The sequence below is a fragment of the Streptomyces sp. NPDC005195 genome (assembly GCF_040608315.1).
Classification (GTDB): Bacteria; Actinomycetota; Actinomycetes; order Streptomycetales; family Streptomycetaceae; genus Streptomyces; species Streptomyces kaempferi.
Genome location: NZ_JBEXHZ010000030.1, coordinates 36,508 through 50,908, shown reverse-complemented (window position 1 = coordinate 50,908; position 14,401 = coordinate 36,508). Strand labels below are relative to the sequence as shown.

The window sequence follows — 14,401 nt, the reverse complement described above, 5'->3', positions numbered from 1 at the left end:
CCCCCGCCGCCCCACCCCCTCCACCTCCCCCGGATTGCCCCGCGAACGGTCTTGCCGCAGCCCAAGCGCCCCCTTACCGTGATTTTGTGCCGAAAATAAACAAAACCCGAACGCGCAACGTCGCGCCGGACAACGGCAAGGACCTCACCCGCCTCCGTATCGCCCTCACCGCCTTCTTCGCCCTGGACGGGTTCGTCTTCGCCGGGTGGGTCGTCCGCATCCCCGCCATCAAGGAGCAGACCGGCGCCTCGGCGAGCACGCTCGGGCTCGCGCTGCTCGGGGTCTCGGCCGGCGCGGTGATCACGATGACGCTCACCGGAAGGCTGTGCCGCCGGTTCGGCAACCACCCGGTGACCGTCGTCTGTGCCGTCATCCTCTCGCTGAGCGTGGCACTGCCGCCGCTCACACACTCCGCGGCGGCCCTGGGCGCCGTGCTCCTGGTGTTCGGCTCGGCCTACGGCGGGATCAACGTCGCGTTCAACAGCGCCGCCGTCGACCTGGTGGCCGCGCTGCGACGGCCGATCATGCCCGGCTTCCACGCGGCGTACAGTCTGGGCGGCATGATCGGCGCGGGCCTCGGCGGACTCGTCGCGGGATCGCTGACCCCCACCCGCCATCTGCTGGGACTGACCTTCGTCGGCCTGTCGGTGACCGCCGTCGCGGGACGCGTCCTGTTGCGTGAGGAGGCTCCGGCGGCACCGGACCGTCCCCACCATGACGACACCCCCGCGGCCCCGGGCCGCCGGCGCCCCGCCGAGGAGCGGGTACGCCGTCGCACGGACTCCCGTATCCGGTTGCTGGTACTCGTCTTCGGCGTGATCGCCCTGTGCACGGCGTACGGCGAGGGAGCCCTGGCCGACTGGGGGGCGCTCCATCTCGAACAGGACCTCGATGCCCATCCTGGCGTCGCGGCCGCCGGTTACTCCTGCTTCGCGCTCACCATGACGATCGGACGGCTCAGCGGCACGGCGCTGCTGGAGCGGCTCGGGCGGACCCGGATCCTGGTGGTGGGCGGTGCGACGGCCGCGGCCGGCATGCTGCTCGGGTCGCTCGCCCCCTCCGCGTGGGCCGCGCTGCTCGGATTCGCCGTCACGGGGCTGGGCCTCGCCAACATCTTCCCGGTCGCCATCGAACGCGCGGGCGCCCTGGCCGGACCCGGTGGAGTCGCTGCCGCGTCCACGCTCGGCTACGGCGGCATGCTCCTCGGGCCGCCCGCCATCGGGTTCATGGCCGACTGGTTCTCCCTGCCCACGGCGCTCACCAGCGTCGCCGCCCTGGCCGCCGTGGCCGCCGCCATCGGCTTCACGACCCGACGGGTCGCGGTCGGCTGACGCCGGCCCGTACGCGCCGGAAGACACCGGCCGCCCGGCGAGCAGGGGGCGAAAGGCCGGGCGAGCGCCGTCAGTTCTCGGTCGGCGACCTCGCCCTCGGCATCGAGGCATGGTCCTGCCTGCCGACCCGGCCCCGGCCCACAGCAACCGCGACGCCGCCCCCGGTACCCCCTCCGCCGACGGCCTCAGCCTCCTCGCCACCTCGGCCGTCATCCGCACGGGCGCCGCGAACCGCCGAGCGGACACCCTCGTGAACCTCTCCTCGCCGCGCGGTTCGTCCGGCAGACTCACCGCATGGACGTTCCGGAATTCGTGAAAGCCCTCGACGCGGAGGGCCGATCACTGGAGGCCGCGGCCGAGGAGGCCGGACCCGACGCCGAGGTGGCGACCTGTCCGGGCTGGCAGGTGCGGGATCTCGTACGGCACACGGGCATGGTGCACCGCTGGGCGAGGGCGTTCGTCACCGAGGGGCACACCGCGTATCTACGGGACGGCGGCCTGCCCGAACTCGATGGCGCCGACCTCCTGGCCTGGTTCCGCGACGGCCACCGCCGGCTCGTCGACAGCCTCGCCTCCGCGCCGTCGGATGTGGAGTGCTGGAGCTTTCTGCCCGCCCCCTCGCCGCTCGCCTTCTGGGCCAGGCGGCAGGCGCACGAGACGACCGTGCACCGCGTCGACGCACAGTCCGCGCTCGACGGGACGCCCGGTGCGGTCGCCCCGGACTTCGCCGTGGACGGGATCGACGAGTTGCTGCGCGGCTTCCACGGCCGGACGCGGAGCAGGGTCCGCGCACGGACACCCCGCGTCCTGCGCGTGCGGGCGACGGACGCCGACGCGGTGTGGACCCTGCGGCTGTCGCCCGAACCGCCCGTGAGCGAGCGGGGCCCGGCCCGGGATACGCGGCACGACGAGGACTCCGACGTCGACTGCGAGGTGTCCGGTCCCGCCGCGCGGCTCTACCTGGCGTTGTGGAACCGGCTGCCGTTTCCGACGGTCACCGGCGACAGCTCACTCGTCGCGCTGTGGCGGGAGACGTCCGCGGTCACCTGGAGCTGAGTCCGGCGGTCCGGTCGTCCCCGGCGGCCGGATCTCCCGCCAGCATCCGCGCGAGCACCGCGCGTTGCAGCGGCACCACCTCACGGTGCAGGTCGAACCCCTTGGGCGTGAGGGACACCCGCACACCCCGCCGGTCCTCCTGGCACATGCCCCGCGTCACGAGGCCGTCCTTCTCCAGCCGGGCCACCAGCCGGGACAGCGCGCTCTGACTCAGATGCACGCGGTCGGAGATCTCCTGGACACGGTAGGAGCGGGCGGCGTCCGCCTCGGCGTCACCGGCCAGCACGTCGAGCACCTCGAAGTCGCTTGCGCCCAGGCCGTGCCGGTGCAGCACGCGGTCGACCTCGCACAGGGTGCGCGCATGCACCGCGAGTATGTCGCGCCACTGGTCCACGAGCACCTGCTCGGCCTTCTCCGCCGCCATGGGCGCACCGTAGCAAAGAATCTCCTTTGTTGCATCGGAATTAAATGCATTTGCATTGAATGCATGTGCATGTACTCTCTCCGTCATGACCTCCCCGCTCACCACCCCCGTGTCCCTGGGACGCTGGACCCCCCGACTGTGGGGCACCCTGCTGGTGCTCTGCGCCGCGATGTTCCTGGACGCGCTGGACGTGTCGATGGTCGGCGTCGCTCTGCCCTCCATCGGCTCCGAACTCGATCTCTCCACCTCGACCCTGCAATGGATCGTCAGCGGCTACATCCTGGGATACGGCGGACTGCTCCTGCTCGGCGGACGCACCGCCGACCTGCTGGGCCGCCGACAGGTCTTCCTCGTGGCCCTGGGAGTCTTCGCGCTCGCCTCACTGCTCGGCGGACTCGTCGACTCGGGCCCGCTGCTGATCGCCAGCCGCTTCATCAAGGGCCTCAGCGCGGCGTTCACCGCGCCGGCGGGCCTGTCGATCATCACCACGACCTTCCCCGAGGGCCCGCTGCGCAACCGCGCCCTGTCGATCTACACCACCTGCGCGGCCACCGGTTTCTCGATGGGTCTCGTCCTGTCCGGCCTGCTCACCGAGGCCAGTTGGCGCCTGACCATGCTGCTGCCCGCGCCCATCGCGCTCCTCGCGCTCCTCGTCGGCATGAAGCTTCTGCCGCGCAGCGAACGGGAGAAGGACCACAACGGCTACGACATCCCGGGCGCCGTTCTCGGCACGGCATCGATGCTGCTGCTCGTGTTCACCGTCGTCCAGGCCCCGCAAGCGGGCTGGGCCTCGGCCCGCACACTGCTGTCCTTCCTCGCGGTCGCCGTCATGCTCACGGTCTTCGTCCGGGTCGAGCGGCGCTCACCCGGACCTCTGATCCGGCTCGGGGTGCTGCGCTCCGGCAGCCAGATCAGGGCCCAGCTCGGCGCCATGGCGTTCTTCGGCTCGTACGTCGGGTTCCAGTTCCTGGTCACGCTCTATATGCAGTCGCTGCTCGGCTGGTCGGCGCTGCACACCGCGCTCGCCTTCCTGCCCGCCGGCGCTCTCGTCGCGCTCTCCTCGACCAAGGTCGGCGCCGTGGTGGACCGTTTCGGTACCCCGCGGCTGATCGCCGCGGGCTTCGCGCTGATGGTGGTCGGCTACGCGCTGTTCCTGCGCGTCAGCCTCGACCCGGTGTACGCATCGGTGATCCTGCCCACGATGCTGCTGATCGGCGCTGCCTGCGCACTGGTCTTCCCGTCGCTCAACATCCAGGCCACCAACGGCGTCGACGATCACGAACAGGGCATGGTCTCGGGCCTGCTCAACACCTCGGTCCAGGTGGGTGGCGCCATCTTCCTGGCGATCGTGACGGCGGTCGTCACCGCGAACTCCTCCGGGGGTTCCTCCCCACAGGCCGTCCTCGACAGTTACCGGGCCGGTCTGCTCGTGGTCACGGGCATCGCCCTGGCGGGGCTGCTGATCACCCTGCCGGGCCTGCGGACGCGGCGTCCGCGGGGGTCCGTCGTCGTCGCCAAGTCCGAGCGGCAGGCGTCGCGGGAGACGTCGCCGGAGCGGGTGCCGGTCCGCGACTGACCCGGCCCGCCCGGACCCACCCGGGCCACCGAACACACCATCGCCCCTGCCACACCGACCGACGAGCCCCCACTTCGCCCCGATCCATCCCGTTCCGTACTCAACTCGACGCGCCCGGCCGGACATTCCTTGCCCGCCGGGCGCGCCGCACGGACACTTGCCGGATGAGACCCACACGTACGCAGGACCAACGGGACGCGATCACCGTGGAAATCGGGTACGCGTTGCTCAGCGCGGCGTTCGTGGCGGCGCTCGCGCTCGGGGCGGTGTCCGGCCCCGCGCTGCTGTTCCATCTCCCCTTCACCGTCGACAAGTTCCTGATCACCGCGGGCATAATGCTGGCCGTGGCGCTCTTCGCCGTACGTGTGGTCACCGTGCTGATCCGCTTCGGCCGCGCGGCCGGCGCTCAGCCCAGCCACCCCGGCCGGACCAACCCCGACTCGTAGGCCATCACGACCAGTTGGGCCCGGTCGCGGGCTCCGAGTTTCACCATGGTCCGACTGACATGGGTCTTGGCGGTGAGCGGGCTGACGACAAGTCGCCTCGCGATCTCGTCGTTGGACAGACCGATTCCGACCAGCGCCATCACCTCCCGCTCCCGTTCCGTGAGCTGGACGAGGAGGCCGGCCGCCGCGGGCTCCTTCGACCGGGCCGCGAACTCGGAGATGAGCCGCCGTGTCACCCCCGGCGACAACAGCGCGTCGCCCTCGACCACCGCCCGTACCGCGCGCAGGAGTTCGTCCGGCTCGGTGTCCTTGACGAGGAAACCGGAGGCGCCGGAGCGGATCGCCTCGAAGACGTACTCGTCCAGCTCGAAGGTGGTGAGCATGACCACCTTGACGTCCCTGAGATCCTGGTCGCCGGTGATGCGGCGGGTCGCGGCCAGCCCGTCGAGGACCGGCATGCGGATGTCCATCAGCACGACGTCGGGCCGCAGTGCGCGCACCTTGCGCAGCGCCTCGTCGCCGTCGGCCGCCTCACCGGCCACCTCCAGGTCGGCCTGTGCGTCGAGCAGCGCCTTGAAGCCTGCCCTGACCAGCGCCTGGTCGTCGGCGAGCAGTACGCGGATCACCGGTCCTCCTTGACCTGCAGGGGCAGTACGGCCAGTACACGGAAGCCACCGTCGTCGCGCGCGCCCGCCTCGATCGTGCCACCGAGGGCGGCGGCCCGCTCCCGCATGCCGGCCAGCCCGTGCCCGCTGCCGCCCGCCTCGGCGCCGGTCCCGGGTCCGTCGTCGTCGATACGCAGCCGTAGGACGTCCCCCGACGGCTCGACCCGCACGCGCGCGTGCCGCGATCCCGAGTGCCGTACGACATTGGTGAGGGCCTCCTGGACGATCCGGAACGCGGCGAGGTCGATGCCCGGCGGAAGCTTCGGAGGTGTGCCCCGGACCTCGACGGCCAGGCCGGCGGCCGCCGCCTGCTCGACGAGCTCGGGGAGCCGGTCGAGTCCGGGCGCCGGAGCCCGCGGCGCGTCTCCGGGCGCACGCAGGGTGGCGAGTACCTGCCGGACCTCGCCGAGCGCCTCCTTGCTCGCCTCCTTGATGGTGGTGAGCGCCGACCGCGCCTGCTCCGGGTCGGAGTCGAGGAGCGCGAGGCCGACACCCGCCTGGACATTGATCACCGAGATGCTGTGCGCCAGGACGTCGTGCAGTTCGCGGGCGATCCGCAGCCGCTCCTCGTCGGCGCGACGCGCCGCGGCCTGCGCGCGCTCGGCGCGGTCGCGGGCCCACTGCTCACGGCGAACGCGCACCAGTTCCGAGACGGCCACGATCGCCACGCCCCAGGTGGCGACGCCGATCTCCCGAGTCCAGGAGACCTCCCGGTCCCCCGCCGGCGGCAGCCAGTGATAGAGCCAGTGCGCCATGAGCAGATGGCCGAGCCAGAGCATGCCGATGGCCGCCCATGCCGCTCGGCGGTGACCCGCCACCACCGCGCCGAAGCAGCCGACGGCGGCCGTGACGAAGACGGGCCCGTACGGGTATCCGGCGCCCAGGTAGGCCAGGGTCACCGCGGCCGTGCCGAAGGCGACGAGCACCGGACGCCGCTGCCGCCACAGCAGCAGACCGCACCCCACGAGCAGCAGCGCCCGCGCGAAGGGGTCGAGTGCCGCGCGATCTCCGACCTGGGCGTGCGCGGCGAACTGCGAGCCGACCAGCACGAGAACGGTCAGGAGCAGAGTGGAGCGCCAGGGCAGGCGGCCCGCGCGCCCGGCGAAGTCCCGGGGATCGCCACCGGCCCACCCCGGCGGCCCGGTCCGCCACCACGGCGGTCCACCGCCCCACCCCGGGGACCTGCGGGTTCGCTGCTCTTCCATGACGGCCACGCTAGACGGCACCGGCCGCCGACGGCGTCAGCCGGGCGAGGTGATCACACGTACTCCCCACGGAGTAGTGCGCCCGGCGCACACCACCGGTCCGGCACCTCCACGCCACCGGGATCCCGCCGGAGCGCCACGCCCTCCCATGGCCCTCCCATGGCCCTCCCTCAGGAGCCGGCCCGGTCACTCTTGCCGCTCGCCGGCCCGGCAGGCTCCGGGTACACCAGTCCCACGCCGCGGGCGAGCTGGTCCGCCGCGTGCCGGAAGAACGCCTCCCGGTCCTCGACGACTCTGTTGAACTGCCCGAAGACCTCGAACCCGATCAGGCCGTAGAGCTGCGACCAGGCGGCGACGAGTGCCACGACCGCCTCGGAGGGGAGGTCGGGAGCGAGGTCGGCGGCCATCCGCCGCGCCTCCGCCCGCAGCCCGGCGGACAGCGGGGTGCGGGCCACGCCCTTGCCCTGGTGGGCGTCGCGAACGATCCCGGCCAGGAGCAGCCCCACGCGGGAGGCGGCCGGGACGGTGGTCTGCGGCGCGATGTATCCGGGCACGGGCGAACCGTAGATGAGCGCGTACTCGTGCGGATGCTCCAGCGCCCAGTGGCGCGCCGCCACGCAGACCGCGATCCAGCGCTCGCGCGGGCCGGCCGCTGTCACGACCTCGGCATGCGCCGCCTCCGCGCTCTCGCCGAGGGAGTCGTAGGCGTCGATGATGAGCGCGGTCAACAGGTCGTCGCGGCTGGGGAAATAGCGGTACAGCGCGGAGGAGGCCATACCGAGTTCGCGGGCGACGGCACGCAGCGAGAGCTTGGCGGCCCCCTCCTCGGCGAGCTGTCTGCGTGCCGCTTCCTTGATGGCCGCGGTGACCTCGATCCTGGCTCGGGCGCGTACTCCTCGTGCGGTCGTCATGGGAGGCAGTCTGTCACGTTTCCAGAGCACTGCACACAAACGAGAGCACCGCTCTTGCTTTGGATCGCCCCTCTCGTGCAGACTGCTCTCAAGCGAGAGCAGTGCTCACAAAAGTGAGCGGCGATCTCCTACTCGACAGGGGTCATCATGTCCACGCATGTCCAGAAGCCCGGCTGGTTCACCGTCAACGTCCTCAACCGCGTCGTGGCCTGGATGACCCGTCGTGGTCTCAGCGTCTGGGGATCGCGGGTCCTGGCCGTCCGCGGCCGCAAGAGCGGCGAGTGGCGTACGACACCGGTCAACCTGCTCACCGTGGACGGGCAGCACTACCTGGTCGCGCCTCGCGGCCACGTCCAGTGGACGCACAACATGCGCGCCGCGGGCGGTGGCGAACTGCGCCTCGGCAAGGAGGCCGACACGTTCACGGCGACCGAGGTCACCGACGACGACAAGGTTCCGCTGCTGCGCGCCTACCTCAAGCGCTGGAAGGCCGAGGTCGGCGTCTTCTTCAAGGGGGTCGGCCCCGACTCCTCCGACGAGGAGCTGCGCCGCATCGCCCCGGACCACCCGGTGTTCCGGGTCCTGGTCAAGAACTGACCGCTGCCGCCCGGGATCCGGCCGGCCCCCGCATCGCCCCCCCCGAAGGGCCCGGCGCGACGCCCGGGCCACCGACGCCCGGGCCACCGAAGCCCCGGCCGCCGAGGGACCGTCGGCTGACCGGTTCGCGCCTCCTGGGCGTTCGGCCCGACGCGCTCGGGCCACCGAGCCGGCACGCCTCGGCCACCGTCCCGGCACTCCCCGACCGCCCGGATCGCCGGCCCCGCGCGCACCGGGCCCGACAAGCCGACGCCCACCCGTCATCGATCGGGCGTCCGGGGTCCGTCACGAGCCCGCCGCACCGAGGCCTTCCGCGCCGGGTTCAGGCGAACCACGACCTACCTGGACCGCCGCCGGTTCACTTGTCGAGTGCGGTGAGGGCACGCCCGGCCAGCGGGTGGGAGCGGACGAGCTCACCCAGCGTCGTCGAACCGCGCGTGATCCGGGCGAACGCGTTCCAGGCGGGCCGGAAGCCGGTCAGGACCGCGTGCAGGGTGCCCGGCCGCCGCTCGAAAGCGGTGAGCATGCGCTTGCCGACGCTCATCTCGACGCCGAGCCCGGCCTTGATGGCGAAGGCGTAGTTGAGCGCCTGGCGGCGGGTGTCCACCGCGTCGTGCGCCTCGGCGATCCGTACCGCCCACTCCCCCGCCAGCCGCCCGGAGCGCAGCGCGAAGGAAATGCCCTCGCGCGTCCACGGCTCCAGGAGTCCCGCCGCGTCCCCGCACACGAGCACCCGCCCGCGCGACAGCGGCGAGTCGTCGGCACGGCAGCGCGTCAGATGACCCGAGGAGATGCTCGGCTCGAAGCCGGCCAGCCCGAGCCGGGCGATGAAGTCCTCCAAATACCGCTTGGTGGCGGCGCCTTCACCACGCGCCGAGATCACACCGACGGTGAGGGTGTCGCCCTTGGGGAACACCCAGCCGTAACTGCCGGGCATCGGACCCCAGTCGATCAGGACCCGCCCCTGCCAGTCCTCGGCGACGGTCTCCGGCACCGGGATCTCCGCCTCCAGGCCGAGGTCGACCTGGTCGACCTTCACCCCGACATGCGCCCCTATGCGGCTGGCACTGCCGTCCGCGCCGACCACCGCCCGCGCCAGCACCGTCTCGCCACCCTGCAGTACGACGGCGACGGTGCGCCGGTCGGGCACGGCCGACCCGTGCTGCTCGACCCGCGAGACCGTGACGCCCGTACGCAGCTCGGCGCCCGCCTTCTGCGCGTGCTCGACGAGCTGCTGGTCGAACTCGGGCCGGTTGATCAGCCCGAACAGCATCTGCTTGGAGCGCCGGGTCCGGGTGAACTTGCCGTCCAGCGAGAACGTGACCGCGTGCACCCGGTCTCTCAGCGGCAGCTCGAAGCCGGGTGGCAGCGCGTCGCGCGAGGGGCCGATGATTCCGCCGCCGCACGTTTTGTAGCGCGGCAGCTCCGCCTTCTCCAGCAACAGGACGCTACGTCCCGCGACCGCTGCCGCATAGGCGGCGGAGGCGCCCGCTGGCCCCGCGCCGACCACGACGACGTCCCACACCATCTGTCCGTCGTCCGCCGAAGAGTTCTCGCTGCTCACGATGGTCTACTGCTCCCAGTCCAGCCGTCTGCCGCACCTGCTCTCCCGCATCCTACGGTGGACGTCGCCGCAGGCCACTGTGGGAGGATCGGCACCGTATGCGCCCTGCACACCAGTGCGCGTGCGCGCACCACCCGGTCACCCGTACACAGAAGTACAACGTCGCACCCACAAGGAGCGTGCCCATGTCGTCGAATCCGGTCGCCGAGACCGTCGCCTCGCTGATGCCCACGGCAAAGGCGGAGCTCACCGAACTGGTGGCCTTCAAATCGGTGGCGGACTTCGGCCAGTATCCGCGCGTCGAGAGCGAGGGCGCGGCCAACTGGATCGCCGACACCCTGCGCGCCGAGGGCTTCCAGGACGTGGCGCTGCTCGACACCCCGGACGGGACGCAGTCGGTGTACGGCTTCCTTCCCGGGCCCGAGGGCGCGCGGACCGTCCTGTTGTACGCGCACTACGACGTGCAGCCGCCGCTGGACGAGGCGGCCTGGACCAGTCCGCCGTTCGAGCTGACGGAGCGGGACGGCCGTTGGTACGGGCGCGGGACCGCCGACTGCAAGGGCGGCCTGGTCATGCATCTCCTCGCGCTGCGCGCGCTCAAGGCTAACGGTGGCGTTCCGGTCAGCGTCAAGGTCATCGTCGAGGGCTCGGAGGAACAGGGCACGGGCGGTCTCGAGCGGTACGCCGAGGAGCACCCGGAGCTGCTGACCGCGGACACCATCGTCATCGGCGACGTCGGCAACTTCCGGCTCGGTCTGCCCACGGTCACCTCGACGCTGCGCGGAATGACCCTCGTACGGGTCCGGATCGACACCCTGGAAGGCAACCTGCACTCGGGGCAGTTCGGCGGCGCGGCACCGGACGCGCTCGGCGCGCTGATCCGGGTGCTGGACTCGCTGCGCGCGAAGGACGGTTCGACGACGGTCGACGGACTGACCGGTGACGCGCGGTGGGAGGGGCTGAGTTACGACGAGGAGGCGTTCCGCCAGGACGCCAAGGTGCTCGACGGGGTCGAGCTGATCGGCTCCGGTTCGGTCGCCGACCGCATCTGGGCCCGGCCGGCCGTCACGGTCCTCGGCATCGACTGCCCGCCCGTCGTCGGCGCCACTCCGTCCGTACAGGCGGGTGCCCGTGCGCTGGTCAGCCTCCGGGTGCCGCCGGGCACGGACGCGGTCGAGGCGACCAAGCTGCTGCAGGCCCACCTGGAGGCGCACACGCCGTGGGGCGCGCGGGTGAGCACCGAGCGGATCGGGCAGGGCCAGCCCTTCCGCGCCGACACCTCCAGCCCCGCGTACACGGCGATGGCGGAGGCGATGGCGGTCGCGTACCCGGGCGAGGAGATGCAGTCGGCGGGCCAGGGCGGCTCCATCCCGCTGTGCAACACGCTGGCCTCGCTCTACCCGCGGGCGGAGATCCTCCTCATCGGGCTGAGCGAGCCGGAGGCACAGATCCACGCGGTGAACGAGAGCGTCTCGCCGGACGAGTTGGAGCGTCTGTCGGTCACGGAGGCGCTGTTCCTGCAGAAGTACGCGGCGAGCTGAGCACTGCCGCGAGGGGTCCCGCACCGCGAGATGCGGGACCCCTCCACCACGCCCCGGGCGAGGTCGCGACGCATGGACGGTGCGCGGGTCGCGGGCGTGTTCGCCGCACGCGCGGCGGGAGCTCGTAGGCCTGACTGATCCTCCGTCAACTCGCTTACCGCGCATCGGACTCGGGCGGCTCAGCCGACCGGGACGCCGGCCTCCAGATACAGGGCGGCGCCGCGTTCCCGCGCCCGTAGCGCCCACCGCAGCCGCTCGTAGCGCACGGGGGGCAGCAGGTCGGCCGCCTCCTGTTCGGTGACGAACCGCCAGGCGCGCAACTCCGGTCCCGGCAGCAGCAGTCGACGGGCCTCGTCGGAGTCGAGCAGGCCGCCGTCGTAGAGGAGGCGCAGACCGCCGTAGCCGGGCGGTGCGGGCGGTTCCCAGTCGACGACGAGCAGACCGGGTACGTCGCCGAGTCGTATGCCGGTCTCCTCGGCGACCTCGCGCATGCCCGCTCGGGCCGGGGCCTCGCCGGACTCGACGACGCCGCCGGGAAACTCCCAGCCGGCCTTGTACGTCGGGTCGACGAGCAGCACCCGGTCCTGTTCGTCGAAGAGGAGCACGCCCGCGGCGACGGTCTCGGAGGTGGGTTCAGGGGTCTGCACGATGTCGCAGGCGGCCACACCGCCCGTACGGACCGCCTCGGCGATGCGCAGCGCGGTGTCGTACGGGGTCAGGGCGCTGGTGTCGACGGGGTGGGCGTCGGCGGTGAGCCAGGAGGCGAGCGCCACGCGATAGGGCTCGATGTGGTCGTAACACCACTGGCGCATCCGTATCTCGCCGTCCGGCAGGTCCTCGGGTATCTCCCGGCCCGCGATGCGCTCGCGCAGGATCGTTTCCGCCGGGGCGAGGAGGACATGGCGCACCTCGATCCGGCGCGAGGCGAGACCGCCGAAGATCTCGTCGCGGTACTCCTGACGCAGCAGGGTCATGGGAACCACGAGGACGCCGCCGAGCTCCGCGAGCATGGCGGCCGCGGTGTCGACCACCAGGCGCCGCCAGATCGGCAGGTCCTGGAAGTCGCCGACCTCGGCGAGGTGCTTGGGCGGCAGCAGCTTCGTGAGTCCGCCACCGACGACCTCGGGGTCGAAGAGCGTGCTGTTCGGGATCAGGTCGATCAGTTCCCGTGCGGTGGTGGTCTTCCCCGCACCGAACGCACCGTTGATCCAGACGATCACGGTTCCCCCTCTTCTGTTGGCCCCCAGTGGCTTGCCCGCTCCACCCTGCCACGGAAACCAGCCCCTGATGAGGGAGCCGAACGGCGCGTCGCCGACCCCCCGGTCGCTGGGGCACCGGCGCCGCGCGTGTCGCTTCGGCTCAGCCGTTCCGGTTCGGCGCTCAGCCCTTCCGGTCCGGCGCGGCGCCGTCCGCGGCCAGGCTGTCACTGCTGAGCGTGTGGTCGACGGAGCTGAGCGTGTCGTCGACATGCAGGTCGCCGAGGGCGCTGCCGTCGAGAGCGTGGGACGGGGTGATCGCCGCGACGACGAACCCGGTGGCGAGGGAGGCGATGGCCAGCATGCTGCGCTTCTTCATGCCCGGTTCAACTCCGAAAACGGCGACGGGTCACGGTCCGGTGACGACAAGTCACGGCTCGGTCACACAAACCCCACTCGCCCTCATCCGTCACATGCGCGCCACTACCGTCATCCCACTCGAAACACCCCAGGGGGGGACGATCATGACCAATCCGTACAGCGCGGGACCCGCCGGCGCGCCTCGGGCCCCGAATGTCCGCGCCGCGCCTGGCTGGGCGCGCAAACGCTACGTCGTACCCGCGCTCGCCGTGACCCTTTTCGTCGGGGTCGGCATCGGCAACAGCGGTGGGGACGCCACCGAGCCGGCCTCGGCCCGGACCCGCCCGGCGCCCACCGTCACCGCCACGGCCACCGCCACGCGGACGGCGACCGAGACGGTCACCGCGACTCCCTCCGCCACCGTGACCGTACGGACGACGAAGACCGTACGCGCGACGGTCACCGCGCGGCCGGCCGCCGCGGGCGGCGGCAGCGACGACAGCGGCGGAAGCGGCGGAAGCGGTGGCGGAAGCGCCGTGTACTACGGGAACTGCGCCGCCGCTCGTGCCGCGGGTGCCGCTCCCGTACATGTCGGGGACCCCGGCTACGGCCGCCATCTCGACCGTGACGGGGACGGGGTGGGCTGCGAGTGAGGAGCTACGGCCTCAACTGATCCCCGGAACCGCCCGTCCGTCGCGGGCCGATGACGGTCGGCCGGAATCACGTCGCGTGCCGCTTCGTATGCTGTCAGTGGATTCCGTCCGCATCAGCACCACTTGGGGGAATACGTGCGCACCCGGATCATCAGTGCCGTCCTGCTCATGGTCGGCGTCGGCGGTGTCGTCGCCTGTCAGCCGGCGGACGGCGGCAAGGCCGACGGCACTTCGGCCCCGTCCGCCGCGGCCTCGACGCCGAAGGACGACAAGCCGACCGCGGCCGAACGGAAAACGGTGCCCGACTTCGTCGGTATGGGACTGCAGTCCGCTCAGGACAAGGCACAGAAACAGGGCTTCCGCTCACTGAGGTCGCACGACTCGCTCGGCCGGGACCGCCACCAGATCCTCGACCGGGACTGGAAGGTCTGCTCACAGAACAAGAGGGCCGGCACGACGGCCGGCACCGACACGACACTGGACTTCGGTGCGGTGAAGCTCGCCGAGACATGCCCGTCGAAGGATGTGGCGGCCCCGTCCACCGCGGGCGGGAAGATTCCGGACTTCACGGGGAAGTCCGTGAAGGCGGCGCGGGACGCGCTCGACTCGGGCACGTCCTTCACGGTCAAGGACGCTTCCGGCGCGAGGCGTTGGATCCTGGTCGAGAGCAACTGGAAGGTGTGCACCCAGTCTCCGGCCGCCGGTACCGCACTCCGCGGCCAGCCGGTGGAACTCACAGCGGTCAAGTTCGACGAGCCCTGCTAGGCCATGTCGCGGCAGGAGACGTTCGCTTCGGGTCGGACGCCTCACGGGTCAATACGCCTGGGCCGTCGAGTGGAGGGGGCGCTGCCTGTGCAGCGTCGCCGGCTGTTCGAT

16 protein-coding genes are annotated in these 14,401 nt (G+C 71.8%); 9 read left to right on the top strand and 7 right to left on the bottom strand.

Annotated elements, in window-relative coordinates:
- Positions 1 to 86: 86 nt before the first annotated feature.
- The 3 genes from ABZV34_RS26060 to ABZV34_RS26050 all read left to right on the top strand — a co-directional run bounded on the left by ABZV34_RS26060 (position 87) and on the right by ABZV34_RS26050 (position 2,387).
- On the top strand, positions 87 to 1,331 hold the full coding sequence (locus tag ABZV34_RS26060; RefSeq protein ID WP_356281230.1) for an MFS transporter: 1,245 nt from the start codon (positions 87 to 89) through the stop codon (positions 1,329 to 1,331).
- A gap of 109 nt (positions 1,332 to 1,440) precedes the next feature.
- Positions 1,441 to 1,647 (top strand): hypothetical protein, encoded by a 207-nt coding sequence (locus ABZV34_RS26055; protein WP_356281227.1) that lies wholly within the window; start codon positions 1,441 to 1,443, stop codon positions 1,645 to 1,647.
- Positions 1,626 to 2,387 carry a maleylpyruvate isomerase family mycothiol-dependent enzyme gene (locus tag ABZV34_RS26050; RefSeq protein ID WP_356281225.1) on the top strand — a complete coding sequence of 254 codons (762 nt, stop codon included), beginning with the start codon at positions 1,626 to 1,628 and terminating at the stop codon, positions 2,385 to 2,387. The genes ABZV34_RS26055 and ABZV34_RS26050 overlap by 22 nt, the downstream gene beginning before the upstream one ends.
- Here the strand turns inward: ABZV34_RS26050 and ABZV34_RS26045 are convergent.
- Positions 2,374 to 2,811 carry a MarR family transcriptional regulator gene (locus tag ABZV34_RS26045; RefSeq protein ID WP_356281222.1) on the bottom strand — a complete coding sequence of 146 codons (438 nt, stop codon included), beginning with the start codon at positions 2,809 to 2,811 and terminating at the stop codon, positions 2,374 to 2,376. The two genes, ABZV34_RS26050 and ABZV34_RS26045, sit on opposite strands and share 14 nt — an antisense overlap.
- Before the next feature lie 85 nt (positions 2,812 to 2,896).
- Here ABZV34_RS26045 and ABZV34_RS26040 point away from each other — a divergent pair, with 85 nt between their 5' ends.
- Positions 2,897 to 4,387, top strand: a complete 1,491-nt coding sequence (locus ABZV34_RS26040; protein ID WP_356281219.1) for an MFS transporter — start codon at positions 2,897 to 2,899, stop codon at positions 4,385 to 4,387.
- A gap of 164 nt (positions 4,388 to 4,551) precedes the next feature.
- Positions 4,552 to 4,833 carry a DUF6332 family protein gene (locus tag ABZV34_RS26035; RefSeq protein ID WP_356281216.1) on the top strand — a complete coding sequence of 94 codons (282 nt, stop codon included), beginning with the start codon at positions 4,552 to 4,554 and terminating at the stop codon, positions 4,831 to 4,833.
- On the opposite strand, the gene ABZV34_RS26030 is transcribed toward ABZV34_RS26035, so the two are convergent.
- The 3 genes from ABZV34_RS26030 to ABZV34_RS26020 form a co-directional block, all read right to left on the bottom strand.
- On the bottom strand, positions 4,794 to 5,459 hold the full coding sequence (locus ABZV34_RS26030; RefSeq protein WP_356281213.1) for a response regulator transcription factor: 666 nt from the start codon (positions 5,457 to 5,459) through the stop codon (positions 4,794 to 4,796). The genes ABZV34_RS26035 and ABZV34_RS26030 overlap by 40 nt on opposite strands.
- Complete coding sequence (locus ABZV34_RS26025) at positions 5,456 to 6,703, bottom strand: sensor histidine kinase (RefSeq protein ID WP_356281211.1); 1,248 nt, start codon at positions 6,701 to 6,703, stop codon at positions 5,456 to 5,458. The genes ABZV34_RS26030 and ABZV34_RS26025 overlap by 4 nt, the downstream gene beginning before the upstream one ends.
- 170 nt (positions 6,704 to 6,873) lie before the next feature.
- A complete protein-coding gene (locus tag ABZV34_RS26020; protein ID WP_356281208.1) occupies positions 6,874 to 7,614 on the bottom strand; it encodes a TetR/AcrR family transcriptional regulator in 741 nt (246 codons plus the stop codon).
- Positions 7,615 to 7,761: 147 nt separating this feature from the next.
- Here ABZV34_RS26020 and ABZV34_RS26015 point away from each other — a divergent pair, with 147 nt between their 5' ends.
- A complete protein-coding gene (locus tag ABZV34_RS26015; RefSeq protein ID WP_356281205.1) occupies positions 7,762 to 8,211 on the top strand; it encodes a nitroreductase family deazaflavin-dependent oxidoreductase in 450 nt (149 codons plus the stop codon).
- Positions 8,212 to 8,569: 358 nt separating this feature from the next.
- Here ABZV34_RS26015 and ABZV34_RS26010 read toward each other — a convergent pair whose 3' ends face one another.
- Complete coding sequence (locus tag ABZV34_RS26010) at positions 8,570 to 9,775, bottom strand: geranylgeranyl reductase family protein (protein WP_329285636.1); 1,206 nt, start codon at positions 9,773 to 9,775, stop codon at positions 8,570 to 8,572.
- 185 nt (positions 9,776 to 9,960) lie between these two features.
- Here ABZV34_RS26010 and ABZV34_RS26005 point away from each other — a divergent pair, with 185 nt between their 5' ends.
- Positions 9,961 to 11,316, top strand: coding sequence for a dipeptidase (locus tag ABZV34_RS26005; protein WP_356281202.1), 1,356 nt, complete (start codon positions 9,961 to 9,963; stop codon positions 11,314 to 11,316).
- 179 nt (positions 11,317 to 11,495) lie between these two features.
- On the opposite strand, the gene ABZV34_RS26000 is transcribed toward ABZV34_RS26005, so the two are convergent.
- A complete protein-coding gene (locus tag ABZV34_RS26000; protein ID WP_356281199.1) occupies positions 11,496 to 12,536 on the bottom strand; it encodes an NUDIX domain-containing protein in 1,041 nt (346 codons plus the stop codon).
- A 160-nt stretch (positions 12,537 to 12,696) separates the two neighbouring features.
- Positions 12,697 to 12,891: a hypothetical protein gene (locus ABZV34_RS25995; protein ID WP_356281197.1), complete on the bottom strand. Its 195-nt coding sequence runs from the start codon at positions 12,889 to 12,891 to the stop codon at positions 12,697 to 12,699.
- A 145-nt stretch (positions 12,892 to 13,036) separates the two neighbouring features.
- Here ABZV34_RS25995 and ABZV34_RS25990 point away from each other — a divergent pair, with 145 nt between their 5' ends.
- Both ABZV34_RS25990 and ABZV34_RS25985 read left to right on the top strand, forming a co-directional pair.
- On the top strand, positions 13,037 to 13,525 hold the full coding sequence (locus tag ABZV34_RS25990; RefSeq protein ID WP_356281195.1) for an excalibur calcium-binding domain-containing protein: 489 nt from the start codon (positions 13,037 to 13,039) through the stop codon (positions 13,523 to 13,525).
- 123 nt (positions 13,526 to 13,648) lie between these two features.
- Positions 13,649 to 14,290: a PASTA domain-containing protein gene (locus ABZV34_RS25985; RefSeq protein WP_356281192.1), complete on the top strand. Its 642-nt coding sequence runs from the start codon at positions 13,649 to 13,651 to the stop codon at positions 14,288 to 14,290.
- The last annotated feature ends 111 nt before the right edge of the window (positions 14,291 to 14,401 follow it).

Bases quoted from the DNA above. Each gene is read 5' to 3' on its own strand.
- ABZV34_RS26015 (WP_356281205.1), top strand. From the start codon at position 7,762: ATGTCCACGCATGTCCAGAAGCCCGGCTGGTTCACCGTCAACGTCCTC.
- ABZV34_RS26045 (WP_356281222.1), bottom strand. From the start codon at position 2,811: ATGGCGGCGGAGAAGGCCGAGCAGGTGCTCGTGGACCAGTGGCGCGAC.
- ABZV34_RS26050 (WP_356281225.1), top strand. From the start codon at position 1,626: ATGGACGTTCCGGAATTCGTGAAAGCCCTCGACGCGGAGGGCCGATCA.
- ABZV34_RS26055 (WP_356281227.1), top strand. From the start codon at position 1,441: ATGGTCCTGCCTGCCGACCCGGCCCCGGCCCACAGCAACCGCGACGCC.
- ABZV34_RS26005 (WP_356281202.1), top strand. From the start codon at position 9,961: ATGTCGTCGAATCCGGTCGCCGAGACCGTCGCCTCGCTGATGCCCACG.
- ABZV34_RS26035 (WP_356281216.1), top strand. From the start codon at position 4,552: ATGAGACCCACACGTACGCAGGACCAACGGGACGCGATCACCGTGGAA.
- ABZV34_RS26025 (WP_356281211.1), bottom strand. From the start codon at position 6,703: ATGGAAGAGCAGCGAACCCGCAGGTCCCCGGGGTGGGGCGGTGGACCG.
- ABZV34_RS26020 (WP_356281208.1), bottom strand. From the start codon at position 7,614: ATGACGACCGCACGAGGAGTACGCGCCCGAGCCAGGATCGAGGTCACC.
- ABZV34_RS25995 (WP_356281197.1), bottom strand. From the start codon at position 12,891: ATGAAGAAGCGCAGCATGCTGGCCATCGCCTCCCTCGCCACCGGGTTC.
- ABZV34_RS26040 (WP_356281219.1), top strand. From the start codon at position 2,897: ATGACCTCCCCGCTCACCACCCCCGTGTCCCTGGGACGCTGGACCCCC.
- ABZV34_RS25990 (WP_356281195.1), top strand. From the start codon at position 13,037: ATGACCAATCCGTACAGCGCGGGACCCGCCGGCGCGCCTCGGGCCCCG.